This is a genomic window from Nocardia seriolae NBRC 15557 (genome assembly GCF_007990715.1).
GTDB lineage: Bacteria > Actinomycetota > Actinomycetes > Mycobacteriales > Mycobacteriaceae > Nocardia > Nocardia seriolae.
This window is the reverse complement of sequence record NZ_BJWY01000080.1, coordinates 1-24,245: the sequence shown is the minus strand read 5'-3', so window position 1 is coordinate 24,245 and position 24,245 is coordinate 1. Positions and strand designations below refer to the sequence as shown.

The following is a 24,245-nucleotide window of genomic DNA, read 5'->3' as shown; positions in this document are numbered from 1 at the left end:
AAACCGTGAGAGTCTGGAGTAGTCAATGCCCGAGGCATACATCATCGACGCGGTCCGCACCCCGGTGGGACGGCGCAAGGGCGGGTTCATCGACACCCACCCCGCCGACCTCGGCGCGCACGTCATCCGTTGCCTGGTGGAGTGCGGTGATTTCGATCCGGCCGCCATCGACGACGTGATCTACGGCTGCCTGGACCAGATCGGCTCGCAGGCCGGTGACATCGCGCGCACCGCCGCGCTGGCGGCGGGCCTGCCCGAGACCGTGCCCGGCGTGACCATCGACCGGCAGTGCGGATCCTCGCAGCAGGCGGTGCATTTCGCCGCGCAGGCGGTAATGAGCGGGACCTCCGATCTGGTGATCGCCGGCGGCGTGCAGAAGATGACCCAGTACCCGATCCTGAGCTCCTTCACCGCCGGTGCGCCCTTCGGCGCGACCGATCCGTGGGCCGGCGGCAAGGGCTGGGCCGCACGCTACGGCAGCCGGGAGATCTCGCAGTTCCGCAGCGCCGAGATGATCGCCGAGCGCTGGGGTTTCAGCCGCGAGGACATGGAAGCCTTCGCGCTGGAGAGCCACACCCGCGCGCTGCGCGCCCAGCGGGAGGGCCGGTTCGACCGGGAGATCCAGGAATTCGAGGGCGTGACCCGCGACGAGGGCCCGCGCGCGGACACCACCGCGGAGAAGATGGCGGGCCTGCCCACCCTGGTCCCCGGCGGTCGCGTCACCGCCGCGGTCTCCAGCCAGGTGTCCGACGGTTCGGCGGCCCTGCTGATCGCCTCCGAAAAGGCCGTGGCCGACCACGGTTTCACCCCGCGCGCCCGCATCCACCACCTGTCCGTGCTGGGCGACGACCCGGTCATGATGCTGACGGCCCCGATTCCCGCGACCCAGCGGGCACTGAAGCGCACCGGATTGTCCATCGGCGACATCGATCTGGTGGAGATCAACGAGGCGTTCGCCAGCGTCGTGCAGGCCTGGATGCGCGACACCGGGGCCGACCCGGCCAAGGTCAATGCGAACGGCGGCGCGATCGCGCTGGGCCACCCGCTGGGCGCGACCGGCGCCCGCCTGATGACCACCCTGCTGCACGAACTCGAGCGCACCGGCGGCCGCTACGGCCTGCAGACCATGTGCGAGGGCGGCGGCCAGGCCAATGTCACCATTATCGAAAGGCTCTGAGGTGAAACGCGGCCTCTGCACCGAGGATCACGAGCGCTATCGCGACACCGTGCGGGAATTCCTGGCCCGCACCGTGGTTCCGCACCTCCAGGACTGGGACGACCGGCACCTGGTGGACCGCGAGGCGCTGCGGGCGGCGGCGCGGACCGGCGTCTACGCCCTCGCAGTCCCCGAGCAGTACGGCGGGGCGGGGGAGACCGACTATCGCTATCGCCTGGTCGTGAAGGAGGAGACCGCGCGGGTGCACGCCACCTCGTTCGCGGTGACCCTGGGTCTACAGGACGACATCGTCCTGCACTATCTGCTGAACCTGTGCACCGAGGAGCAGAAGCGGCGCTGGCTACCGGGCTTCGCCACCGGTGACCTCCTGGGCGCGATCGCCATGACCGAGCCCGGGGCCGGATCGGATCTCCAGGGCACCACCACCGCCGTCCGCAACGGTGAGAACTGGATTCTCAACGGGCACAAGACCTTCATCTCCAGCGGCACCAGCGCCGACATCGCGGTGGTGGCGGCCCGGACCGACGCCGCCGCGGGCAAACGCGGTCTGAGCCTGTTCGTCGTCGAGCGCGGGATGGCCGGGTTCACCAGCGGCGCGCCGCTGCGCAAGCTCGGACTGCACGGGCAGGACACCGCCGAGCTGCATTTCGACGATGTGGTCGTGCCGCAGGCGAACCTGCTCGGCGTCGAGGGGCACGGCCTGTTCCACCTGTTCGACAATCTGGTCCCCGAACGGGTCGGCGTGATCGCCGAGACCGCTGCGCGCGCCCGCGTCATCTTCGAGGAGACGCTGCGATACACCAAGGAACGCAGGGCATTCGGCCGGGCCATCGCCGACTTCCAGCACACCCGTCTCGAATTGGCGGAGATGGCCACCGAACTCGATGTGGCCGAAACGTATGTGGATCGGACCATCCTGGCCTACAACGCCGGTGAGCTCACCGCCGTCGACGCCGCCAAGGGCAAGTGGTACCTGAGCGAGCTGCAGAAGCGGGTCGTCGACCGGTGTCTGCAACTGCACGGCGGGTACGGGCTACATGATGGAGTACCCGGTCGCGCGCGCCTACGCCGACACCCGCATCCACACCATCTACGCGGGGACCACCGAGATCATGAAGGAGATCATCGGCCGCGATCTCGTCGGCTGACGGTCGAGCGGTGGCCTTCGGTCAAGCGGTGGCGCGGCGGGCGCGGCGCTTCGGCTTGGCCGCCTCGGCCTCGGCGTTCTCGGGGGACAGGCCGTTGCGGATCATGGTCTGCGCGGTCCGCACCACCACGTCGAGCGAGCCGCGGCGCGGGTTCCACCATTCGGCTGCCCAATTGAGCGCGCCCAGCACCAGCATGCGGGCCACCCGCGGATCCAGTTCGGGGCGCAGCAGGCCCTCGGCCTTGGCGTCGGCGACGAGTTTGCGCCAGATGTCGCCGTATTCGTTCTCCTCGGCGACCTGACGGGCGCGGATGCGCTCGGGAATCTGCCCGGCATTGCGGATGGCGGCGGTGGTGTAGTCGGAGATCTCCAGCTCGTGCCGCAGGTGCGCCTCCGCGGCGGCATCGATGCGGTCCAGCGGCGAGAGGTCGGCGGGCAGCTCGTCGAGGACGGCCGTGACGTGGGCGCGCATGCTGGCGACGCCCGCCCACATGACCTCCTCGATGAGATCCTCGCGGGACGGGAAGTGGTAGTAGATCGCCGGGGCCTGCAGCCCGGCGTGCTCGGCCACATCCGAGAGCCGGGTGCCGCCGTAACCCTTGCGGCTCAGCACGAATGCCGCCGCGTCCAGGATGCGCGTACGGGTGCGGGCGGCCTTGGATTCCGGCCCGCCCTGGTCCGGGGCGTCGGCGGCGGTGACCGCAGCGGATTTTCTAACCACGTGTCGACTATACGGGCGGTGCGGGATCACTTCGCCCGTGCCCGATTCGGGCGCGCCGGACTGCTCGGACGCGTCGCCGGAGCCTCGTCGCGAGGTTGACCGGCGTCACATTCTGAATCTATATTAAATTCAAAACTGCTAGGGAGATGGTTGTGCAGGTCTTCAGCAATCTGGACGAGTTCGCGGCCGCCGAGGGCGCCGATCTGAGTGTCACCGACTGGATGGTGGTCGATCAGCAGCGCATCGACACCTTCGCCGACGCCACCGATGACCACCAGTGGATCCATGTCGATCCGGAGCGGGCGGCCGCGGGACCCTTCGGCGGGACGATCGCGCATGGGCTGCTCACGCTTTCACTGCTGCCGGTGCTGATGCACCAGCTCTACACGGTCGAGGGCGTGAGCATGGCGGTGAACTACGGATTCGACAAGGTGCGCTTCGCAGCCCCCGTGCCGGTCGGCTCGAAGATTCGCGCCGCCGCGGTGATCGGGACCGTCACCCGGGTGCCCGGCGGTGTACAGGGCAAGGTGCACACCACCATGGAGGTGCAGGGATCGGCCAAGCCCGCCTGCGTGATCGAGTCCATCGTGCGGTTCGTCGCCTGATGGGCGGGCTGGTTGGGGGCCGGACGGCGGTCGTCACCGGTGCGGCCCAGGGCATCGGGCTCGAGATCGCACGGGTGCTGCTGGCGCACGGGGCGAAAGTGGTGGTGGCGGACCTCGATCCGGATCGGGTGAAACGAGCGGTCGAGGAGTTGAGCGCCGCCGGGCCCGTCGTCGGTGCGCCCGGCGATGTCACCGCGGAAGCCGATGTCGAGTCCTTCGTGGACCTCGCGGTGCGTGAATTCGGCGGCCTGGACATCTATGTCAACAATGCCGGGATCACCCGCGACGCCTCGCTGCGGAATCTGCGCCCCGAGGATTTCGACGCCGTGATCGCGGTGCATCTCAAGGGAACCTGGCTCGGTGTGCGCGCGGCGTCGGCCGTCATGCGCGCGGCCGGGCGCGGGTCGATCGTGAATATGTCGTCGCTGTCCGGCAAGTCGGGCAACCCCGGCCAGACCAACTACAGCGCGGCCAAGGCGGGCATTGTCGGGCTCACCAAGGCATCGGCCAAGGAGCTGGCGCACAAGGGAGTTCGCGTCAACGCGATCCAACCCGGCCTGATCCGCACACCCATGACCGAGGCCATGAAGCCGGAGGTCTTCGCCGCCCGCGAGGCCGACATCCCCATGCGGCGCGCGGGCGAACCCGCCGAGGTCGCCGATGTCGCGCTGTTCCTGGCCTTGGACCTGTCCAGCTATATGACCGGCGCGGTGCTGGAAGTCGGTGGAGGGCGGTTGATGTGAGCCAACCGGTACTGATCTCCATCGACGGCCCGGTGGCGACGCTTACGCTGAACCGGCCCGAGCAGATGAACACGATCACCGTGGAACTGGGCCGCGAGCTCGAACACGGACTCGTCGACGCCGCCCGCGACGCGCGGGTGATCCTCATCCGGGGCAGTGGCGGAAACTTCTGCGCCGGAGGCGATTTCCACGAGTTGCAACGGTTGCGCGCCGAAGGCCGCGAGGCCATGGCCCGGCTGTTCACCAACTTCGCCGCGGCCTGCGCGGTGATCGAGACCCTGCCGGTGCCGGTGATCTGCGCGGTGCAGGGCTACGCCATGGCCGGCGGATTCGAACTGGCCCAGGCCGCGGACATCGTCCTGCTGCACGAGAACGCGATCCTGGCCGACACCCACACCAAGTTCGGCCAGATCCCCGGCGGCGGTGGCAGTCAGCGTCTGCCCCGCTTGGTCGGCCGCCAACGCGCCCTGGCCCACATTCTCACCGCCGACCGCCTCACCGCCGCCGAAGCCCAGGCCTGGGGACTGGCCTACCGGGTCTACCCGGCCGCCGAATTCGACACCGCGGTCACGGCATTCGCGCACCGGCTGGCCGAACGCGACGGCGTCGCACTGGCCAAGGCCAAGGCTCTGGTCAACCAGGGCCTGCGGCTCCCCTTGGACCAGGGCCTGGAACTCGAACTACGCGCGGTACTCGACCATCTGCGCGACGACGGAGCGGGCGAAGGCATCGCAGCCTTCACCGGGAAGGGCACGGAACGATGACCGAAAACCACGGCCGGGCCGCGCAGGGGAGCGCCGAGACGGATCCGGTGCTGCTGGAGATGATCCCGGGCGGGGTGGCCCGCATCCGGCTCAACCGCCCCGACGCATCCAACGGCATGGATGTGCCGTTCCTGCGCGCCCTGCACGCGACGGTCATGACCTGCCACGGCGACCCGGCCGTCCGCGCCGTGCTCATCACCGGCGAGGGCAAGAACTTCTGCGCCGGAGGCGATATCCGAGTGTTCGCCGCCAAAGGCGAAGCCCTGCCCGACTACCTGCGCGAGGCGACCTCCTGGTTACAGATCGCGATCTCGGCGCTGCTGGAACTCCAGGTGCCGGTGATCTCGGCCGTCCACGGATTCGCCGCGGGCGGTGGGGGATTCGGCCTGGTCTGCGCCTCGGACTTCGTGATCGCCGCCGAATCGGACCGCTTCATGTCCGGCGCGGTCCGCGTCGGCATGGCCCCCGACGCCGGGGTGTCGGTGACCCTCACCCAACTGGTCGGCCTCCGCAAGGCCATGGAGATCCTGCTCACCAACCCCACCCTCACGGCGGCGGAAGCCCTCGATCTGGGCCTGCTCACCAAAGTCGTCCCTGATGACGCCCTCGAAGCCGAAGCCCTCACCTATGCACGGCAATTCACGGACATGGCCCCCAAAGCCGTTGCCGCGGTGAAGCGACTGGTGTGGGGCGGTGTCGGCGCGAGCGTGCCGGAGCGGCTGGCCGAGGAGGCGCGCACGGTCGCCGAACTCTCGGGCACCCAGGACTCCCTCGAAGGACTGGTCGCCGTACTGGAACACCGTGCTCCTCGGTTCGTCGGAAAGTGATGGGGCGGAAAACGATATGACGAAACCGGAGCCCGACGTCGTGCTCGCCGAGGATCGCGGGCCGGTCCGGATCATCACCTTGAATCGGCCAGAGCGGCGAAACGCCATCGACATACCGCTGCGGGTCGCACTCGCCGAGCGACTGGAGGCGGCCATGGCCGATCCGGGGGTACGGGTGATCGTGGTGACCGGGGCGGGCAAGGCGTTCTGCGCGGGTGGCGACATTTCCACGATGGAGCGGATGGCGGAGGCGGCCAGCAGGCCCAGAGCCCAAGCGGCACAACGGGTTGTGCGGGCCATCTGGGAAGGGCCGAAGCCGGTGTTGGCCGCCGTGGAGGGGTTGGCGTTCGGTGCGGGCGTGTCACTTGCCCTGGCCTGTGACCGGGTGATCAGCGCCGAGGACGCGGTCTTCTCCACGGCCTTCACCGGTGTCGGATTGGCCGGGGACATGGGGATCTTCGCCTCACTGCCCGCGCGGGTGGGTCCGGCGCGCGCCAAACAGCTCATGCTGCTGCCGCGAAAGGTCAGCGGCAGTGCGGCATTCGAGCTGGGGATGGCCGACGCGGTGGTCCCGCCCGGGACCGCACTGGAATGCGCGATCGCCGACGCCGAGCGGATCGCCGCGCTCGCGCCGTTGGCGCTGGGGGAACTCGAGACGAATCTGGGCCGCTGGCCCTGCGATCCGGTCCGCATGCTCGATCACGAGGTCGACGCGCAGGTCCGGCTCTTCGACACCGAGGACTTCGCCGAAGGTGTCGCGGCGTTCCACGAGCGCCGGCTCCCGCAATTCCACGGTCGATAGGAATCCCATGGACGCCGAATCACCCATGGCAAGCGCCGAAACATCAACTCTCAGCGGGGCTTACCGGCCCGGCGATCGAGGCCATCACCGCGGGCACCTTCGACGAGATCCGGTGAGCGACATGGCCGATATCGCCGCCCGGCGCACCGAACTGCTCGACACCTTCGGCGAGTGGACCCCACACACCCTGGGACAGTGGCTCGACGACCGCGCCGCCCGCTACGGCGACCGGCCGCTGGTCATCACCGACGAGCAGACCTTCACCTATGCCGAAACCGCCGAGCGGGCAACAGCATTGGCCGACGGGCTCGTTACGCTGGGCGTGCGCCCCGGTGACCAGGTCGGTCTGCTGCTGGCCAACTTCGCGGAGTTCGTGCCGCTCAAATTCGCCATCGCCAAGGCGGGTGCGGTCGCGGTGCCGCTGAACTACCTCTACCGGGCCGACGAATTGGCCTATGTGCTGGCCCAATCCGAATGCCGGGTGCTCATCACCATGACCGGATTCGCGGGCCTGGACCATCTGGGCATGCTCGACGAGATCGCCCCGGGCTGGGCGGAAATCCGGCGCGAGGACAGGCGACTGCCACTGCTGCACACCGTGATCCAGCTCGACACCGACGGCCGCGAACGTCCCGGAGTGCTGACCGTGGACGAGCTCGCGAGCCTCGGCGAACGGCACAGCGGCGCGACGGCCGGGATCGAGACCGATCCGGCGGCCGTCGGGGACATCCTCTACACCTCCGGCACCACCGGCGCGCCCAAGGGCGTCATGGTCACCCACGATGCCGTGCTGCGCACCGGATTCGCCTCCGCGCTCACCCGGGCCTTCGCCGACGGCCGCCGCATCCTCTTCTCCCTGCCCTGCTACCACATGTTCGGGTACGTGGAGGGCATCATCGCCGCCACCATCGTCGGCGGCGCGGTCATCCCGCAGCCCACCTTCAGCCCCGAGGGCTACCTGTCCGGCATCGAACGGCACCGGGCCACCGACATCCTGTGCGTGCCCACCATGACCATCGCACTGCTGGAACACCCGAAACGCCATGACTACGACCTGTCTTCCGACGGCTACCTCGAGGTCACCGGCTGCGCCAAGGAGCTCTACAAGAGCGGCGGAGAACTGGTGATGCCCAAGGAGATCGAGGAACTGCCCACCGCGCGACCCGAGATCAGCCAGGCCTACCTGGTCGGGCTGCCCGACGAACGCTGGGGCGACGCGGGCTGCGCGTGCGTGGTGCGCGCACCCGGCTCCGGCATCACCGCCGCGCAGGTGATCGAGATCTGCAAGACGAACCTGGCCCGATTCAAGGTTCCCAAGCACGTCGTATTCCTCACCGCGGACGAGCTGCCCACCACACCCACGGGCAAGGTGCGGAAATTCCGCCTCGTGGACTACGCCAAGCAACGATTGGAGCGGCAAGCATGACGGCTACCGCAGAGCCGCACTCGAAACAAGCACCGCGCGTGGACTATTCGCGGCTGATCCAGCCCGAGCGGGTGCACGGATCGCTCTACGTCGACCCGGCCGTGTTCGCCGACGAACTCGAGCGCATCTGGTACGGCGGCTGGGTCTTCGTCGGCCACGAATCCGAGGTGCCGCAGCCGAACGACTACGTGCGCAAGAACATCGGGCCGCAGGACGTCATCCTGACCCGCGATCGCGGCGGCGACATCCACCTCGTCACCAACCGGTGCGCGCACCGCGGCAGCCTGGTCTGTGACGCGCCCAGTGGCAACTCCAGTTCTTTCCGCTGCCCGTATCACGGCTGGACCTACCGCAATACCGGTGAGCTGCTGGGCTATCCGTTCAACAAGGGCTACGGCGGCAAGGGCGCCCTCGACCTCGGCCTGGGCGTGGTCCCGCGCGTGGACAGCTACCACGGCTTCGTCTTCGCCAGCTTCAATGCCGACGTGCCGCCGCTGCTCGAGCATCTCGGCGCGGCCGCCGGAGAGATCGACCGGCTGGCACGGCTTTCCCCGACCGGCAAGGTGCGCCTGGATAACGGCTGGCTGCGGCATCGCACCCACGCCAACTGGAAACTCCTCGCCGAGAACGAAACCGATGGCTACCACCCGCAGTTCGTGCACGGCTCCATCTTCACGGTGACCGGCTCCACCATCGGCCCGCTCTACAGCGACGCCTCCACCGCCGTCACCCGCGCCCTCGGCAACGGGCACAGCGAGAACGACCTGCGCCCGGAATTCCGCAAATTCGCCGAGCCCATGCGCTGGTTCGGCACCACCGCCGAGCTGGTACCCGAATACGTGGCGAAAATGCGGGAGGTCCACGGCGAGGCGGCCGAACAGATCCTCATCGAGGGCGCACCGCATGTCATGATCTTCCCGAACCTGTTCATCGCCGAGATCCAGGTGTTCAACATCCAGCCGATCTCGGCCACCGAATGCGTCCAGTTCGCCACCTCCGTCCAGCTCGACGGCGCGAACGAACTCAACCGGCGGATGCTCTCGCAGTCCATCGGCTCGGTCGGACCGGCGGGCATGCTGCTGGCCGACGACACCGAGATGTACGAGCGCAACCAGGTCGGCGTCGCCCAATTGCTGCCCGAATGGCTCGACATCCGACGCGGCGTGCACCGGGAATCGGTGGACGACAACGGTTTCCGCATCGGCGGGGCCACCGACGAAACCGCCGTGCGTGCCTTCTGGCAGCACTACAAGACCCTGATGGAGGCGTGATGGGCAGCCTGACCGACCTGAGCCTGGACACCGTCGCCCAGTTCATCTACCGCGAGGCCCGCTACGCGGACGAACACGACTACGTCGCGTGGGAAGCGCTGTGGACGGACGACGCCGTCTACTGGGTTCCCGTCGACGGCGGCGTACACGACCCGGACCGGCACGTCTCGGTCATCTACGACAATCGCCGCCGCATCTCCACGCGATTGCAGCAGTTGCGCACCGGGAAACGGTACGCGCAGTCGCCGCCGTCGAACCTGCGCCGGACCATCTCCAATGTCGAGATCCTCGGCACGGACGGCGACGAGACCACCGTCGGCGCGAATTTCGTTCTCTACGAATCGAAACCGCGCGGCATCGAGACCTGGGCCGGACGGGTCACCTACGTGATCCGCTGGGAGCAAGGCGAACTGAAGCTGGCCCGCAAGACGGTCCTGCTGGTCAACAGCGCCGAGGCCATACCCACCCTCGGCTTCCTGATCTGAGGCGCGGATGAACAACCCGGAAGCGGTGGTGCACAGCGAATTCGCCCAGGTCTCGGTGCGTGTGGACGACACCGCGAACGGTCCGCGCCTGCGCCTCGAGGACCTGCGCACCGGACGCGTGCGATTTTTGGACGCGCTCGAACTCGAAACCATCGTGTGGCTCGCCGACGGGCGGCTCGAGCGACTGCTCGACCCCTCGGCCGACCGCTGGCGAGAACGATGACACCGCAACACATCCCGGCCGACGATCTCGACCTGCGGGCGTACCTGCGCACGGGGGACACCGTCGTCTGGGGTCAGGCCAGCGCCGAACCGGTCACGCTGGTGCGGGCGGTGGTGGCGCAGCGCGCCGACCTCGGCCCCCTGCACTGCTTTCTGGGCATCCAGTTCGCGGGCACCGTCGGTCCCGAACACGCCGATCATCTGCGTCTGACCTCCTACTGCGGCACCGGCGCGAATCGGGCCCTGGCGAAAGCCGGTGTGCTGGAGATCTATCCGGGGCATTACTCCACCCTGCCGTGGCTGCTCTCGCGCGGTCCGATGCGCGCCGACGCCGTGCTGGTGCAGTGCGCCCCGCTCGGCGACGGTCGCTACAGTCTCGGCCTGGCCGACGACTACCTGAGCGCCGCTATCGATTCCGCGCGCGTGGTCATCGCCGAAGTCAACGATCAGGTGCCCGCCACACCGGGATCCCGGTATCTCACCGGCGCGGATATCGACGTCATCGTCGAGACCTCACTGCCGCCGGTGCAGGCACCCGCCCAGGCGGAGGATGAGGTGACGGCGCGGATCGCCGCGCGGGTGGCCGGGCTCATCGAGGACGGGGCCACCCTGCAATTCGGGATCGGGGCGCTACCGGAACTGGTGTTGCGGCAGCTGAAGGACCGGCGTCGCCTGGGCATCCACTCCGGTCTGGTGAGTGATGCCGCCGCGGACCTGATCGTATGCGGCGCGGTCACCGGCACGGACAAGCACACGGATCGGGGGATCGCGGTGGGCGCCATGCTCATCGGCACCGAACGCCTGTTCCGAATCGCTCGCGACAGCCGCGCCATCGAACTGCGGCCCGCCTCCTACACCCACGACTCGGAGGTTCTGGCGGTACAGAACCGCTTCACCGCAATCAATTCCGCCATCGAAGTGGATCTCACCGGCCAGGTGAACGCGGAGATCGCGAGCGGAATCTATGTCGGCGCGGTGGGCGGTGCGGCCGAATTCCTGCGCGCGGCAGCACATTCGACCGGCGGGCTGCCGATCGTCGCGCTGCCCGCCACCGCCGGGATCCGCTCCCGCATCGTCACCGAACTGTCGGGCCCGGTCAGCACCGCACGCGCCGACGCCGGAATCTTCGTCACCGAATACGGCATCGCCGACCTGCGCGGCCTGCCGCTGTCGCAACGCCGCCGCCGCATGATCGAGCTCGCGCATCCGGACCATCGGGCGCACCTCGCAGAGGGCGTGCTGTGAAAGTCAGAGAGGAATTCCTATGAGACGCGCCGCGATAGTCAGTCCGCTGCGCACACCGGTCGGGGCCTTCGGCGGCGCGCTGCGCCCGGTTCCGGCCGCGGAGCTGGCCGCCACCGTGCTGAAAGCCGTTGTCGCACGCACCGGCATCGATCCAGCCCGGATCGACGACGTCGCCATGGCACAGTCCTATGCCAACTCCGAAGCTCCCTGCATCGGGCGCTGGGCCGCCTTGGAGGCCGGACTGCCGGTGGAACTGCCCGGCTTCCAGCTCGATCGGCGCTGCGGCGGCGGACTCCAGGCCGTGATCACCGCCGCCATGATGGTGCAGACCGGCGCGGCCGACGTGGTCATCGCGGGCGGCGTGGAATCGATGAGCAATATCGAGTACTACACCCGCGACATGCGCTGGGGCGCCCGCGCGGGCAATACCGTCTTCTACGACCGCCTCGACCGGGGACGTGAACGCTCCCAACCGGAATGGCGGTTCGGCCGGATCACCGGCATGATCGAAACCGCCGAGAACCTGGCCGCCGACTATGGCATCACCCGCGAGGCCGCCGACGAATACGCGGCCCGCAGCCACCGGCGAGCCGCTGTCGCATGGGAATCCGGCCGTTTCGCCGACGAAGTGATCCCCGTCGAGGTGCCTCGGCGACGCGGCGAACCGCTGCTGTTCACCCGCGACGAGGGCATCCGCCCCGACTCCACCCCCGAAGCCCTGTCGAAACTGCGCGTCATCCAGCCCGGCGGCACCGTCACCGCGGGCAATTCCAGCCAGCAGAACGACGCCGCCGCGGCCTGCCTGGTGGTCGCCGAGGACAAACTCGTCGAACTCGGCCTCACCCCACTGGGTTTCCTGCACGACTGGGCGGCCGCCGGCTGCGAACCCTCCCGCATGGGCATCGGCCCGGTCCCCGCCGTCGCCAAACTCTTCGCCCGCACCGGCCTCACCTTCGACGAGATGAGCCTGATCGAACTGAACGAAGCCTTCGCCACCCAGGTCCTGGCCGTCCTGAAAGCCTGGGGCTTCGACGACCACACCCGCCTCAATGCCAACGGCTCCGGCATCTCCCTGGGCCACCCCATCGCCGCCACCGGCGTCCGCATCCTCACCACCGTGCTCCACGAACTTCACCGCCGCACCGGCCGCTACGCCCTCGAAACCATGTGCATAGGCGGCGGCCAGGGCCTGGCAGCCATCTTCGAGGCCGCATGACCACCGGCATCCTCACCTACGCCACCCACCTCCCCGCCCACCGCCTCGACCTCGCCGACCTGGGGACAACCCTCGGTGCCAAGGCGGGCAAGGGGTTCCGCGTGGTCGCGAGCTACGACGAAGACAGCACCACCCTGGCCGTAGCCGCCGCGGCAGCCGCACTTCGACGCGGAGGCGGTGCCGCCGCCAGCCACCCGGCCGGCGCGAAAACCGGTCGGGGGCAGGCGGGAGACGGAATCGTCGCAGGAGCGCCGCCCGTCGGCTGGTCGGCGGGCGCACCGGATTTCGGTGGCGGTGATGATCTACCGGCGGGGCGCGGGACGGCGTCGTGTGTGCGGGCACTGTATTTCGCGACGACGACACCGGCGTATGCGGACAAGTCGAATGCGACTGCCGTGCATGCGGCATTGGGGTTGGCCGAGGATGTGTTCGCGGCGGATATGGCCGGATCGGCGCGCAGTGGGGTGGCCGCGTGGCGGGCCGCGGCGGCGGGGGAGGGAATGGCCGTGCTCGCGGATGTGCGGGTGGGGTGGCCCGGGTCGGCGGATGAGCGGGGCGGGGGAGATGGGGCGGCGGCGTTCGTGTTCGGGCCGGGTGCCGAGGCGCTCGCCGTGATCGTGGCCGAGGCCAGTGTCAGTGCGGAGTTTCTCGATCGGTGGCGGGAACCCGGTGCGGTTGCCGGGAATCAGTGGGAGGTGCGGTTCGGGCTCGACCAGTATGTGCCGCTGATCGGGCGTGCACGGGACTCGGTGCTGGCACGTGCAGGGGTCGATGATGTCGATCACGTGGTGGTGGTGTCGCCCAACGCCGGTGTGGTGAAGGCAGCCGGAAAGCGCTGGCCGGGGCGGAAATCCACGACCGGATCGCCGATCGGTCATAGCGGTGCGGCGGATCTGGGGCTGGCGCTGGCCGGTGTGCTCGACACCGCTGGATCGGATGAGAGCATTTTGGTGCTGTCGGCCGCCGACGGGTGCGATGCCGTGTTGCTGCGCACCACCGAGCGCATCGACGAGCGGCGTCAGGCGGTGCCGGTGGCCGAGCAGCTGGCGGGCGGCACCGAGGTCTCCTACGCCACCTACCTCACCTGGCGCGGAGTGCTCGACCGGGAACCGCCCCGGCGGCCCGAGCCCGATCGGCCCGCCGCCCCGCCATCGGCACGGGCCGCCGCATGGAAGTTCGGATTCATCGGAAGTCGCTGTACCGACTGTGGTTTCACGCATCTGCCGCCGGTGCGCGTGTGCAAGAACTGCGGTGCGATCGACGCCATGACGGCCGCGCCCCGGGCCGATGTGAGCGGCACCGTCGCGACTTTCACCGTGAACCGGCTGGCGTATTCGCCCGCGCCGCCGGTGGTCGCGGCCGTGGTCGACTTCGACGGCGGCGGGCGCTACCTGCTCGAGATCTCCGATGGCGGCGCGGGCCGGCTGGCGGTGGGCAGCCGGGTGCGGCCGGTGTTCCGGCGGCTGTACACCGCAGGCGGGGTGCACAACTACTTCTGGAAGGCCGTATTGCTATGATGAGCAAGGGCATTCGCGACCGGGTGGCCGTGGTGGGCATGGGCTGCACCGGCTTCGGTGAGCACTGGGATCGATCCGCCGAGGATCTGCTCATCGACGCGGTCGGCGAAAGTTTCAGCGGCAATCCGCGACTGGATCGGTCGGCGGTGGACGCCTACTGGCTGGGCACCCTGGCCAGCACCCAGAGCGGGCTACTGGTGAGCAAGGCGCTCGGCGCGGACTACACACCGGTCACCCGGGTCGAGAACTACTGCGCCAGCGGCACGGAATCCTTCCGCAACGCCTGCTACGCGGTCGCCTCCGGCGCATATGACATGGTGGTGGCCACCGGCGTCGAGAAGCTCAAGGACTCGGGGTTCTCCGGTCTGCTGCGCGGCGACCCGCCCGGCGACGGCACCGCCGCCGAACTCGCAGTCACCGCCCCCGCCGCGTTCTCCATGCTGGACCCGGCCTACTGCGCGCGCTACGGCGTGGACCCGGCGGCCATGCGGGCCGCCATGACGCAGGTGGCGTGGAAGAACCACCGCAACGGTGCGCGGAATCCCAAGGCACAGTTCCGATCCGAGGTGTCACGGGAGAAGATCGAGTCGGCCCCGCTGGTGGCCGGGCGGCTCGGGGTGTTCGACTGCTCGGGCGTCTCCGACGGCGCGGCCTGCGCAGTCATCGTCCCCGCCGAGCACGCCCGCGACTACACCGACACCCCCATGTACGTGAAAGCGGTGTCGCTGGCGGGCAGCCCCGGCCTCGGCGCGGTGGACCCGCGCTACGACTTCACCACCTTCCCCGAGGTGGTGCGCAATGCCCGGGATGCCTACGCCCAGGCCGGAATCACCGATCCGCGCCGGGAGATCTCCTTCGCCGAGGTGCACGACTGCTTCACCCCCACCGAACTGGTGCTCATGGAGGACCTGGGCTTCAGCGACCCGGGCAATGCCTGGAGGGACAGTGTCGCAGGCGATTTCGACTCGGACGGCCGCCTGCCGGTCAATATCGACGGCGGCCTGAAATCCTTCGGCCACCCGGTCGGCGCGAGCGGCCTGCGCATGCTCTACGAATGCTGGCTGCAATTGCGCGGGGCGGCGGGGCGGCGGCAGCTGCCCGACCCGCGAATCGCGGTGACGCACAATCTCGGCGGCCGCCCCGGAGCCTGCGTTTCGGCCATGACCGTGGTGGGCCGAACCCTCGGCTGAGCCGCCGGTCGGATCACGGGCTCCTTGACCGGCTGCCAATATTTAATTTACATTAAATTCGAATGGAGGTGAGCCGGTGGCAATCCAGGCGAACGGGCCCGTCGTCGAATACGACGTCAAGGACGACATCGCGTACATCCGCTTGAACCGGCCGCACATCGGCAATGCCATGAACCAGGAGTACGGCGACGTCATCCTGGAGATCGCCACGGTGGTGGCCAACCATCCGGGGCTGCGCGCACTGCTCATCACCGGCAACGGGCCGACCTTCAGCGTCGGCGGGGACATCACCGCCTTCAACGAGGCCACGCCCGACGAGATGGCCGACACGCTGACCCGGATGGCCATCCCGGACCACGAGGCGCTGCGGCTGTTCTCGCGCCTGGACATCCCCATCGTCACCGCGGTGCACGGAGCCTGCGCCGGGGGCGGGCTCGGGTTGCTCTACATCGCCGACATCGTGATCGCCGCCGAGGGCACCAAATTCGCCACCGGGTTCGGGAAGATCGGCATCTCCGGCGACTGCGGCACCTCCTGGTTCCTGCCCCGGCTGATCGGCCTGCGGCGCGCCACCGAGATGTACCTCGAGGACCGCGTCATCCTCGCCGCCACCGCCGCCGAATGGGGGCTGGTCAACCGGGTCGTCACGCCCGAAGCGCTGGCGGAGGAGGCCGAGAACACCGTGCGCCGCCTGGCCGCCGGGCCCACCCGCGCCTTCGGCGAGATCCGCCGGCTGCTGCGCGAATCCGACCGCTCCACCCTCGCCGAGCAGCTCTCGGCCGAGACCGACGCGCTGCGCCGCACCGGCGCGAGCGCCGACGCACCCGCGGCCATCGCGAGCTTCCTCGCCAAGCGCCGCCCGACCTTCGCAGGAAAGTAACCGTGCAGGGACTCGTCAACGACACCGCCGAGCGCGCGCTGCTGCGCGACAGCGTCGCCAAGATCGCCGACAAATACGGGGCGAACTACTTCCTGGAGAAGTCCCGGGCGGGGGACAAGGTCGACGAACTGTGGGCCGAACTCGGCGCGTCCGGCATGCTCGGGGTGCACCTTCCCGAGGAATACGGGGGCGGCGGTGCGGGCCTGTCCGAACTCGCCGTGGTCATCGAAGAGCTTGCCGCGCACGGTATTCCGCTGCTGCTGACGGTGATCTCGCCCGCCATCTGCGGATCCATCCTCGCCGCCCACGGCTCGCCCGAGATGAGACAGCGCTGGCTGCCGGGCATCGCCGCGGGCACCGTGAAGATGGCGTTCTGCCTCACCGAACCGGATTCGGGATCCAACAGCCACGCGGTCAAGACCACCGCGCGCCGCGATGGCGAGGACTGGCTGATCTCGGGCGGCAAGTACTTCATCTCCGCCGCCGACGAGGCCGACGCGCTGCTGGTCATCGCGCGCGGGCGACCTCGGTGGCGGTGCGCGCAACAAGCTGTCGATGTTCGTGGTGCCGATCGACACCCCGGGCGTCACCCGCCAGCCCCTCGACACCGCCGTGGTCTCACCGGATCACCAATTCACGCTGTTCTTCGACCAGGTGCGGGTCGGCGCGGACGCGCTGACCGGCGAGCACGGCAACGGGCTGCGGCAGGTGTTCGCGGGGTTGAATCCGGAGCGGATTCTGGCCGCCGCCATCAGCTCCGGCATCGGCCGCTACGCCATCGACAAGGCCGTGCGCTATGCCAAGGAGCGCCAGGTCTGGTCGGTGCCCATCGGTGCGCACCAGGGCATTTCGCATCCCCTGGCCGACTGCCACATGTCCGTCGAGCTCGCCCGCCTGGCCACCTACCAGGCCGCCCAGACCTTCGATGCCGGCGGCAATGCGGCGGCCTCGGCGAACATCGCCAAATACGCTGCGGCCGAAGCCTCCCTGAAGGCCCTCGACCAGGCCATCCAGACCCACGGCGGCAACGGTCTGGCCAAGGAATACGGCCTGGCCGAGCTCTGGTTCGTGGCCCGGCTCATGCGCACCGCGCCGGTGAGCCGCGAAATGGTCCTCAACTTCGTCGCGCAGACCGTGCTCGGGCTGCCCAACTCGTACTGAAACATCCACCGGGGCAAGGAGAATCATGCCGGGCGTAACCGATCGCGTCATCGTCGTCACCGAAGCCGGTGCGGCCGGGCTGATCCGGACGGCCGTCGACGCCTTCGGCACCGTGCACGGCGTCATCCACAATGCGGGCATCCTGCGCGACGGGTCCTTCGCGAAGATGACCGCCGACAACTGGGAAGCCGTGCAGCGGGTCCACCTGTGGGGCGGCTACTACGTCGATCGCGCCGCTGGCGGCCACCCGCATGACCGAGGACATCGCGCCCAGGGAGATGCTCGACAAGCTGCCGCCCGCGTATGTGGCCGGTGTCGTCGGCTACCTCATGAGCGATGAATGTGCCGACACCGCAACGGTTCTCGTGGCCGGTGGCGGTCGGGTGTACCGGGTGCGGCAGTTCCAGAACAAGGGCGCGGTGTTCGTCGCGCCGCCGTCCATCGACGAGGTCGCCGCGCAGTGGGACCGGATCACCGACATGTCGGGCGCGGAGCCCGGCGCGAACCCGCTCGGCTGAAAACGAGGTATCGCAATGACCGAAAACAATTGGGACGCACTGGTGATCGGTGCGGGCGCGGGCGGACTGTGCGCCGCCGCGCGGCTCTCGCACCTGGGCTACCGGACCCTGGTGGTGGAACGGCTGGACAAGGTGGGCGGGCGCGCCTCCACCGACGACATCGACGGCTTCAAGGTCAACAACGGTGCCATCGTCATCGAGCTCGGCGGCCTCACCGAGGAGACCTTCGACGAGGTCGGCGCGAAATTCGATGTCCGCAAGGCCGAACCGCCGATCCTGTACCGCATCGGCGGCAAGGACGTCGATGTCACCGGCGGCGGCTGGGGCTTCCTGCTGTCCAAGCTGACCCGGCAGGGCGCGAAGCTGGTGCAGGGCCTGGGCGCGGCCCGCAATGACACCGGGCTGCCCGAACACGAACTGTCCCTGGCCGATTGGGTGGCCAAGTACACCACGAACGAAGCCGTGCACGGCATCTTCCGCAATATGGCGGGCTCGGTGTTCGCCGTCGGCTCCGAGGAGCTGCCCGCACGGGTGTTCCTCACCTACTTCACCCGCAAGAGCGCGTTCAAGACCTTCGGCTTCTGCCCGGACGGCACCGTCGGCGTCTGGCAGGCCCTCGCCGAGGTCGTCACCCGCAACGGCGGCGCGGTGTGGCTCGACAGCGAGGTCACCGCGCTGCACCTCGCCGACGGGCGGGTCACCGGGGCCACCGTGCGACGCGGCGACGAAACCATTGATGTCACCAGCCGTTTCACCGTCAGCGATATCGGCACCTACGACACCGCAGGACTGGTCGGGCGCGACAACCTACCCGCCGACTACGTCGCCCGCGTCGATGCGGCCAACCGCCCCTGCGCCATGATCTCGGTCAACTTCGCCAGCCGCACCCCGCTGGTCACCGCCCCCGGCCTGACCAGTTTCGCCAAGACCCGGCGGCTCTGCTACATCGCCAACTTCACGGCCACCTGCCCCGAGACGGCTCCCGACGGCTGGCATCTGTATCAGGGCACCGCCGTACCCAAGCCCGCCGTCGGCGACTTCGACGCGGACGCCGAAACCCGACTGCTGCTCCAGGATCTGCGCGACGAAGTCCCCGGTTTCGACACCGCCCGCATCCTCTCGATCGCCGTCACCCGCGACGGCTGGCCGCCCCAGCGTGCCGTCGCGGGCTTCGACCTGCCCCAAACCACCCCGATCCCGAACCTGTGGAACGTGGGCGACTCGGTGAAGGAATACGCCAACGGCGGCACCACCGCCTGCGCGGAGAACGCCAAACTCGTCGTCGACCGGATCCGCGACGAATACCCGGTGCACACCGACGCGTAACGGGCCGACGCGCACGCGCGCTGCCCCGACGGCGCGGCGGCGATCCATCGCCGCCGCGGTCCGTACAGCTGTGCGCCCGAGACCCACGGCATCCGCCCCCGCGACCGTTACCCACGGACGCGGGGGCCGTTGCCGTTGTGGCCGCCGCCGCGGCGGCCACCTTCGGAGATCAGTAGTCGAGGCCGCCGCGGGCGATCAGCTGGCCGGCGATCACATTGCGCTGGATCTCGTTGGTGCCCTCGCCGACGATCATCAGCGGGGCGTCGCGGAAGTAGCGCTCGACGTCGTATTCGGTGGAATAGCCGTTGCCGCCGTGGATTCGGATGGCGTCCAGGGCGATCTCCATCGCCACCTCGGAGGCGTACAGCTTGGCCATGCCCGCCTCCATGTCGCAGCGCATGCCGGTGTCGAAGCGGTCGGCGGCGTTCAACACCAGCGCGCGAGCGGCCGAGAGCTTGGTGGCCATGTTCGCGAGGTAGTGGCCGACGGCCTGGTGCTTCCAGAGCGGCTGCCCGAAGCTCTCCCGCTGCTGGGCGTAGCGCAGGGCGTCGTCGAAGGCGGCCTGCGCGACACCCAGTGCGCGCGAGGCGACCTGGATGCGACCGGTTTCCAGGCCCTTCATCATCTGCGCGAAGCCGTGCCCCTCCGCGCCGCCGAGGACGGCATCCAGCGGCGCGCGATAGCCCTCGAAGGCGAGCTCGCAGCTCTCCACGCCCTTGTAGCCGAGCTTCGGCAGATCCCGCGAAACCGTCAGGCCCGGACCGTGTTCCACCAGCAGGATGCTGACGCCGCGATGCCGGGGCGTGGCCTTCGGGTCGGTCTTGCACAGCAGCGCGATGAGTTTCGAATGCCGGGCATTGCTGATCCACATCTTCGAACCGTTGACGGTGTAGCCGTCGTCGTCACGTACCGCCACGGTGGTCATGGCCTGGAGGTCGGAACCGCCGCCGGGTTCGGTGAGCGCCATGGTGGCGCGGATCTCGCCGGTCGCCATCTTGGGCAGGTAGCGGGCCCGCTGCGCCTCGGTGCCGAACGCGAGAATCAGCTTCGACACCACGGTGTGCCCGCCCATCGCCCCCGCCAGGCTCATCCACCCGCGCGCGAGCTCCTCGGTCACCCCCACATAGCACGGCATGGAAACCGCGGTGCCGCCGTAGGACTCGGGGATCGCCAGACCGTAGATGCCGAGCTTCTTCATCTGCTCGATCAAGGTCTCCGGATAGACATTGCCGTGCTCGAGCTCCTGCACGACCGGCCGCACCTCGCGGTCGACGAAGTCCCGGACGGTCCGGACGATGAACTTCTCCTCTGCCGACAGCTGGCTCACGACGCTCCCTCGTTCCCCGGGGGTGGACCTCTCACACCCCATCATTTAGTTTAATATAGATTAGAATCGGCATCGGATGAAAGGTCGCCCGTGAGTTTCGTGAGCTGTGGTCCGTACTTCGAGGACCTCGTGATCGGTACGACATTCGCCGACGCGCCGGCGCTCGCCCTGACTGCGGGCCACGCCGCCGTCCACCAGTCGATCGTCGGCGACCGCCTGCGCCTGCCCCTCGACGCCGAGCTGTCCGCCCGCGTCACCGGCCGCGCGCCGCTCGCCCACCCGGCGCTGGTGTGGAACACCGCCATCGGCCAATCCACCCTGGCCACCCGCCGGGTCAAGGCGAACCTCTTCTACCGGGGGCTGGCTTTCCGGCACGCACCCGTCCTGGGCGATACCCTGCACACCACGACCACGGTGGTCGGGCTCCGCCAGAATTCGGCCAAGCCGGGTCGTCCGGCCACCGGCGCGGCCGCGCTGCACATCGTCACCGTGGACCAGACCGGCCGCACCGTCCTGGATTTCCATCGCTGCGCGATGCTGCCGCTACGCGACCCCGCGGGCGAAACCGGCCGTGACGATGATCTGACGAACATCGGCGCGCCGACGGATGCCGCAGCGCTCGCGGCGATGTACGCGGACTGGCGACTCGCCGAATTCCCCGAATCCCGGACGCCGCACCGAAAGGATCTGCGTCCGGGACTGTCCTGGGACATCGAAGGCGGCGACGTCGTCTCCAGCGCCCCCGAACGCGCCCGCCTGACCCTGAATATCGCCGCCGTCCACCACGATTCGACGGCTGGAGGCGGCCGCCGCCTCGTCTACGGCGGCCACACCATCGCGCTGTCCCTGGCCCAGATCACCCGGGATCTCCCCGGCCTCGTCACCATTCCCGCCTGGTACAGCTGCGACCACACCGCGCCTGTCTACGAATCCGACACCCTGCGCACCAACCTGACCATCGAAAATGTCACCCCCGCAGGAGATGCCGCGCTGCTCGACCTGCGTGCCCTCGTCACGGCCGAGCGCGAGGACCGACGCTGTCCGGTCTTGGACTGGAGATTCGCCGCACTGTATCGATAGCCCCGTGCTCAGAGCATTCCGCTGCGGCGCGCCAGTTCCATCGCGTCGGCGCGGGTGCCGGTGCCGAACTTGGCGTAGATGCCGCGCAGGTGGGTCTTCACCGTATTCACCGACACGCCGAGGACATCGGCGATCTGTGCGGCGGTCCGGCCCGAAGGCAGCTGGTTGAGCACCGTCAGCTCGGCCGGAGTCAGCCTGGGCTGCGCGGATTTCCGGCGCAGCCGCGGATGGCGGCGGATGCGCTCGGCGAATTCATTGTGCTGGCCGAGGGTTCCGATATGGGCGTCGAGCAGCGTGCCCGCGCCCGGCACGTCCAGGAACGGCCGCACCAGCTGATCGGGAGCCGCGGCCAGCAGCGCGCGTTCGAGGGTGTCGCGGGCCGCGCCCGGCTGACCCAGCGCGGCCTGCGCCACCCCGTCGACCACCAGGGCCGTCACCGTTTCCAGGGGCCGCGCCGCCTCGACATCCACCAGCAGCGGCGCGATCAGCCCGCGCGCGGCCCGCGGCCGCTCCGGCAGTACTGCCAGGGCCCGGGCCAGTACGGTGTCGGCACTGTGCCCCAGCACCGCCTCGGCCTGATCGGTCAGCAGCCGAACCGAATTCGTGGCCCGCACATCGATGAGCACGCGCACGATGTGCGGGAGCAACCGGCCGCTGAGCGCGGGCAGCGAGGCCGGGCCGCGCAGCAGCACCACCGCACTGCGCCGCAGCGCCTCGGCCCCGGTGTAGGCGTCCTCGCTGTCGTCGAAGGCCAGCAGCTGGGCGATGACATCGGTGACCCGGCCGCTGGGCAGCCCGGTCGTCGGATCCGGAAGCCGTTGGGCGGCAAGGAACCTGGTGATCCTGGCGTCCTCGGTCCCGGCCCCGCGCAGATACGCGGTGAAGGCCGCCGCCGCCAGCGCCCGGCGGCCGTCGGGTGAATCGGCCAGCCCGTGCCGATCGGCCAGGGCGACGGCCAGCTCCGCCTGCCGCCGCATCGGCCCGAGCTCGTCGCGGATCCCGGCCGCCAGGGCCAGCCGGGTCGCCGCCCGCACCCGCAGGCGGGGGATGGCCGCGCAATCCGACAGCGCCGCCGCGCGATTGAGCAGCTGCTCGCCCTCGTCGTAGTCGCCGCGGGCCAGCAGCGCCATGCCGAGCTCCCCGACGGCGTACCCGTCGATATCGGGGTGGCCGGATTCCGGGAACGGCGCGGGCGGGCGGAAGTCGCTGAGCCCGATGCCGGTGGCACGGGCGATCCCGGCCGAGGCCGCCAGGGTCAGCGGCGCGATCGAGCCCGCCGGCACGATCTGCCCGGACCGGCGCGGCTGGCGGAACAGCAGATCCAGGCACACGATCGCCTTGCCCGCGTCATCGCGTTCGAGGGCGTCCAGTACCCGCAGCGCCCCTAGAAAAGGATCGTCGAGCGCCCGCGAACGGCACTGCCGCAGTTGCTCGAACAGCGACGTGCCGTGCCGATCGAGGACCAGCCGCACGGCGTTCTCGCGCAGGAACCGAGACAGCAGTTCCGCATCCGGCGCCCGAACCAGATGCGGCAGCGCCGCCATCGGCCGGTCCGTGGCCAGATACCAGCTCGCCGCGGCGTGATGCAGGGCGTGCAGCCGGGTATCGCCGCCGCGGCGCAGGCTGGCCAGCAGGTGGGCGCGCAGCAGCGGGTGCAGGGTGTACCAGACCTCGTCGTCACGAGCCGTTGCGGTCATGGGGAATTCGAGCCGGGTCAGTTCGGTGATCGGATCGGGGGTCGCGCCGGTGAGCCGGGCCGCCAGTGCGTGGGTGAACGACTCGGGCACGCCGAGCGCGGTCGCGGATTCACGCAGCGCCCCCGGCAGGGCCGCGACCACCTCGTCGGCGAGGAAATCGGCCAGGGGTTGCGGCGGGCATTCGAGCTCGGTGAGCGCCGCCGCCCGATCCGGGTGCGTGGTCACATGGACCGCGGCCAGGCGCAGCAGCGCCGCCCAGCCCCGGGTCAGGCGCAGCACGGTGGTCAGTTCCGCCTCGCTCAGCGCGCAGCCGTGGCGGCGCGTCAGCTGCCCGGCGCGGGTGCCGGTGAAGGCCAGATCCGTTGCGTGCAAACGGGTCAGCCGACCGGGCAGCTCGAGGATGTGCCACCGCAGCGGCAGGTCGTGGCGCGCCGACAACACGGTGGTCACGTGGGCCGGCGCGGTGGCCAGAAAGTCCTCCAAATCGCCGATTGCTGCCGGATCGCTGATCAAGTGCGCATTGTCGATAACGAGCACCAGCGCCCGCCCCGATTCCGCTGAGCGTGAAACCGATTGCGCGACCGTGATATTGATCTCATCACCGGTTGTTCCCCCGGCGCCGACGGTGAGCCAGGCGATTTCGGTGTCCGGCCGCGAGCGCGCCAGATGCCGTGTGGCCCAGTCCAGCACCAGTGCCGTCTTACCCGTGCCCGCGGGTGCGGAAATCGCGATGACCTGCCCGCCCGGACCGGTCATCGCGGCGTCGAGCCGGACACACAGTTCGGGTCGGGCGACGGGTTCGAAACCCAATTCCGGAAGTGCCGCGGCGGCCGGTGATTCGACCGTCGCGGCACGCGCCGTATTCGAATCGAATGAATAATCCATGGGATCTTCCTCC

21 protein-coding genes and 3 pseudogenes are annotated in these 24,245 nt (G+C 69.3%); 21 read left to right on the top strand and 3 right to left on the bottom strand.

What is annotated here, in order from left to right; genetic code table 11:
* The first annotated feature begins 25 nt into the window (after window positions 1-25).
* Together NS2_RS22845 and NS2_RS22840 are read left to right on the top strand one after the other, a co-directional pair.
* A complete protein-coding gene (locus tag NS2_RS22845) occupies window positions 26-1,177 on the top strand; it encodes an acetyl-CoA C-acetyltransferase (RefSeq protein ID WP_036547403.1) in 1,152 nt (383 codons plus the stop codon).
* 1 nt (window position 1,178) lies between these two features.
* Window positions 1,179-2,325, top strand: a pseudogene (locus NS2_RS22840) (acyl-CoA dehydrogenase family protein).
* A gap of 21 nt (window positions 2,326-2,346) precedes the next feature.
* On the opposite strand, the gene NS2_RS22835 reads toward NS2_RS22840, so the two are convergent.
* Window positions 2,347-3,045, bottom strand: a complete 699-nt coding sequence (locus NS2_RS22835) for a TetR-type transcription factor C-terminal domain-containing protein (RefSeq protein WP_033089402.1) — start codon at window positions 3,043-3,045, stop codon at window positions 2,347-2,349.
* Window positions 3,046-3,197: 152 nt separating this feature from the next.
* Between NS2_RS22835 and NS2_RS22830 the strand changes: the two genes are divergently transcribed.
* The 18 genes and pseudogenes from NS2_RS22830 (at window position 3,198) to NS2_RS22745 (ending at window position 19,243) form a co-directional block, all read left to right on the top strand.
* Window positions 3,198-3,650 carry a MaoC family dehydratase gene (locus NS2_RS22830; RefSeq protein WP_033089412.1) on the top strand — a complete coding sequence of 151 codons (453 nt, stop codon included), beginning with the start codon at window positions 3,198-3,200 and terminating at the stop codon, window positions 3,648-3,650.
* A complete protein-coding gene (gene fabG / locus NS2_RS22825; RefSeq protein WP_033089401.1) occupies window positions 3,650-4,393 on the top strand; it encodes a 3-oxoacyl-ACP reductase FabG in 744 nt (247 codons plus the stop codon). The genes NS2_RS22830 and fabG overlap by 1 nt, the downstream gene beginning before the upstream one ends.
* A complete protein-coding gene (locus tag NS2_RS22820; protein WP_033089400.1) occupies window positions 4,390-5,157 on the top strand; it encodes an enoyl-CoA hydratase/isomerase family protein in 768 nt (255 codons plus the stop codon). The genes fabG and NS2_RS22820 overlap by 4 nt, the downstream gene beginning before the upstream one ends.
* Window positions 5,158-5,216: 59 nt before the next feature.
* Window positions 5,217-5,984 carry an enoyl-CoA hydratase/isomerase family protein gene (locus NS2_RS22815; RefSeq protein WP_425575541.1) on the top strand — a complete coding sequence of 256 codons (768 nt, stop codon included), beginning with the start codon at window positions 5,217-5,219 and terminating at the stop codon, window positions 5,982-5,984.
* Window positions 5,985-6,000: 16 nt separating this feature from the next.
* Window positions 6,001-6,786 carry an enoyl-CoA hydratase/isomerase family protein gene (locus tag NS2_RS22810; protein ID WP_033089399.1) on the top strand — a complete coding sequence of 262 codons (786 nt, stop codon included), beginning with the start codon at window positions 6,001-6,003 and terminating at the stop codon, window positions 6,784-6,786.
* A 121-nt stretch (window positions 6,787-6,907) separates the two neighbouring features.
* Complete coding sequence (locus NS2_RS22805) at window positions 6,908-8,212, top strand: AMP-binding protein (protein ID WP_033089410.1); 1,305 nt, start codon at window positions 6,908-6,910, stop codon at window positions 8,210-8,212.
* Window positions 8,209-9,483, top strand: a complete 1,275-nt coding sequence (locus tag NS2_RS22800; RefSeq protein WP_036547407.1) for an aromatic ring-hydroxylating oxygenase subunit alpha — start codon at window positions 8,209-8,211, stop codon at window positions 9,481-9,483. Before NS2_RS22805 ends, NS2_RS22800 begins: the two co-directional genes overlap by 4 nt.
* Window positions 9,483-9,968: an aromatic-ring-hydroxylating dioxygenase subunit beta gene (locus NS2_RS22795; protein ID WP_033089397.1), complete on the top strand. Its 486-nt coding sequence runs from the start codon at window positions 9,483-9,485 to the stop codon at window positions 9,966-9,968. Before NS2_RS22800 ends, NS2_RS22795 begins: the two co-directional genes overlap by 1 nt.
* A 7-nt stretch (window positions 9,969-9,975) precedes the next feature.
* The gene (locus tag NS2_RS22790) at window positions 9,976-10,191 is read left to right on the top strand and encodes a hypothetical protein (protein ID WP_155239444.1); all 216 of its coding nucleotides are present in this window, start codon (window positions 9,976-9,978) and stop codon (window positions 10,189-10,191) included.
* On the top strand, window positions 10,188-11,435 hold the full coding sequence (locus NS2_RS22785) for an acetyl-CoA hydrolase/transferase family protein (RefSeq protein ID WP_036547410.1): 1,248 nt from the start codon (window positions 10,188-10,190) through the stop codon (window positions 11,433-11,435). Before NS2_RS22790 ends, NS2_RS22785 begins: the two co-directional genes overlap by 4 nt.
* Before the next feature lie 19 nt (window positions 11,436-11,454).
* Window positions 11,455-12,651: an acetyl-CoA C-acetyltransferase gene (locus NS2_RS22780; RefSeq protein WP_033089395.1), complete on the top strand. Its 1,197-nt coding sequence runs from the start codon at window positions 11,455-11,457 to the stop codon at window positions 12,649-12,651.
* Complete coding sequence (locus NS2_RS22770; RefSeq protein ID WP_033089394.1) at window positions 12,648-14,168, top strand: OB-fold domain-containing protein; 1,521 nt, start codon at window positions 12,648-12,650, stop codon at window positions 14,166-14,168. The genes NS2_RS22780 and NS2_RS22770 overlap by 4 nt, the downstream gene beginning before the upstream one ends.
* The gene (locus tag NS2_RS22765) at window positions 14,165-15,358 is read left to right on the top strand and encodes an acetyl-CoA acetyltransferase (protein WP_033089393.1); all 1,194 of its coding nucleotides are present in this window, start codon (window positions 14,165-14,167) and stop codon (window positions 15,356-15,358) included. The genes NS2_RS22770 and NS2_RS22765 overlap by 4 nt, the downstream gene beginning before the upstream one ends.
* A gap of 76 nt (window positions 15,359-15,434) precedes the next feature.
* Entirely contained in the window at window positions 15,435-16,238 is an 804-nt protein-coding gene (locus NS2_RS22760) for an enoyl-CoA hydratase/isomerase family protein (RefSeq protein WP_147207281.1), read from the top strand.
* Between the two features lie 2 nt (window positions 16,239-16,240).
* Window positions 16,241-16,774 (top strand): annotated as a pseudogene (locus tag NS2_RS38495) (acyl-CoA dehydrogenase family protein); the annotation flags it as partial.
* A gap of 19 nt (window positions 16,775-16,793) precedes the next feature.
* Window positions 16,794-17,399: an acyl-CoA dehydrogenase family protein gene (locus tag NS2_RS38490; protein WP_370737307.1), complete on the top strand. Its 606-nt coding sequence runs from the start codon at window positions 16,794-16,796 to the stop codon at window positions 17,397-17,399.
* 52 nt (window positions 17,400-17,451) lie between these two features.
* Window positions 17,452-17,917: pseudogene (locus NS2_RS22750) on the top strand (SDR family oxidoreductase); the annotation flags it as partial.
* Between the two features lie 15 nt (window positions 17,918-17,932).
* The gene (locus NS2_RS22745; protein ID WP_033089392.1) at window positions 17,933-19,243 is read left to right on the top strand and encodes a phytoene desaturase family protein; all 1,311 of its coding nucleotides are present in this window, start codon (window positions 17,933-17,935) and stop codon (window positions 19,241-19,243) included.
* A gap of 169 nt (window positions 19,244-19,412) precedes the next feature.
* Here the strand turns inward: NS2_RS22745 and NS2_RS22740 are convergent, their stop codons facing one another.
* Complete coding sequence (locus tag NS2_RS22740) at window positions 19,413-20,570, bottom strand: acyl-CoA dehydrogenase family protein (protein WP_033089391.1); 1,158 nt, start codon at window positions 20,568-20,570, stop codon at window positions 19,413-19,415.
* A gap of 129 nt (window positions 20,571-20,699) precedes the next feature.
* Here NS2_RS22740 and NS2_RS22735 point away from each other — a divergent pair, with 129 nt between their 5' ends.
* The gene (locus NS2_RS22735; protein WP_261772305.1) at window positions 20,700-21,650 is read left to right on the top strand and encodes a hotdog family protein; all 951 of its coding nucleotides are present in this window, start codon (window positions 20,700-20,702) and stop codon (window positions 21,648-21,650) included.
* 8 nt (window positions 21,651-21,658) lie between these two features.
* On the opposite strand, the gene NS2_RS22730 is transcribed toward NS2_RS22735, so the two are convergent.
* A complete protein-coding gene (locus tag NS2_RS22730) occupies window positions 21,659-24,232 on the bottom strand; it encodes a LuxR C-terminal-related transcriptional regulator (RefSeq protein WP_033089389.1) in 2,574 nt (857 codons plus the stop codon).
* Window positions 24,233-24,245: the final 13 nt, after the last annotated feature.

Excerpts from the sequence above, each read along its gene's own strand:
- NS2_RS22845 (WP_036547403.1), top strand. The coding sequence starts at position 26 with ATGCCCGAGGCATACATCATCGACGCGGTCCGCACCCCGGTGGGACGG.
- fabG (WP_033089401.1), top strand. The coding sequence starts at position 3,650 with ATGGGCGGGCTGGTTGGGGGCCGGACGGCGGTCGTCACCGGTGCGGCC.
- NS2_RS22815 (WP_425575541.1), top strand. The coding sequence starts at position 5,217 with ATGATCCCGGGCGGGGTGGCCCGCATCCGGCTCAACCGCCCCGACGCA.
- NS2_RS22810 (WP_033089399.1), top strand. The coding sequence starts at position 6,001 with ATGACGAAACCGGAGCCCGACGTCGTGCTCGCCGAGGATCGCGGGCCG.
- NS2_RS22805 (WP_033089410.1), top strand. The coding sequence starts at position 6,908 with ATGGCCGATATCGCCGCCCGGCGCACCGAACTGCTCGACACCTTCGGC.
- NS2_RS22800 (WP_036547407.1), top strand. The coding sequence starts at position 8,209 with ATGACGGCTACCGCAGAGCCGCACTCGAAACAAGCACCGCGCGTGGAC.
- NS2_RS22795 (WP_033089397.1), top strand. The coding sequence starts at position 9,483 with ATGGGCAGCCTGACCGACCTGAGCCTGGACACCGTCGCCCAGTTCATC.
- NS2_RS22790 (WP_155239444.1), top strand. The coding sequence starts at position 9,976 with ATGAACAACCCGGAAGCGGTGGTGCACAGCGAATTCGCCCAGGTCTCG.
- NS2_RS22785 (WP_036547410.1), top strand. The coding sequence starts at position 10,188 with ATGACACCGCAACACATCCCGGCCGACGATCTCGACCTGCGGGCGTAC.
- NS2_RS22780 (WP_033089395.1), top strand. The coding sequence starts at position 11,455 with ATGAGACGCGCCGCGATAGTCAGTCCGCTGCGCACACCGGTCGGGGCC.
- NS2_RS22770 (WP_033089394.1), top strand. The coding sequence starts at position 12,648 with ATGACCACCGGCATCCTCACCTACGCCACCCACCTCCCCGCCCACCGC.
- NS2_RS22765 (WP_033089393.1), top strand. The coding sequence starts at position 14,165 with ATGATGAGCAAGGGCATTCGCGACCGGGTGGCCGTGGTGGGCATGGGC.
- NS2_RS38490 (WP_370737307.1), top strand. The coding sequence starts at position 16,794 with ATGTTCGTGGTGCCGATCGACACCCCGGGCGTCACCCGCCAGCCCCTC.
- NS2_RS22745 (WP_033089392.1), top strand. The coding sequence starts at position 17,933 with ATGACCGAAAACAATTGGGACGCACTGGTGATCGGTGCGGGCGCGGGC.
- NS2_RS22730 (WP_033089389.1), bottom strand. The coding sequence starts at position 24,232 with ATGGATTATTCATTCGATTCGAATACGGCGCGTGCCGCGACGGTCGAA.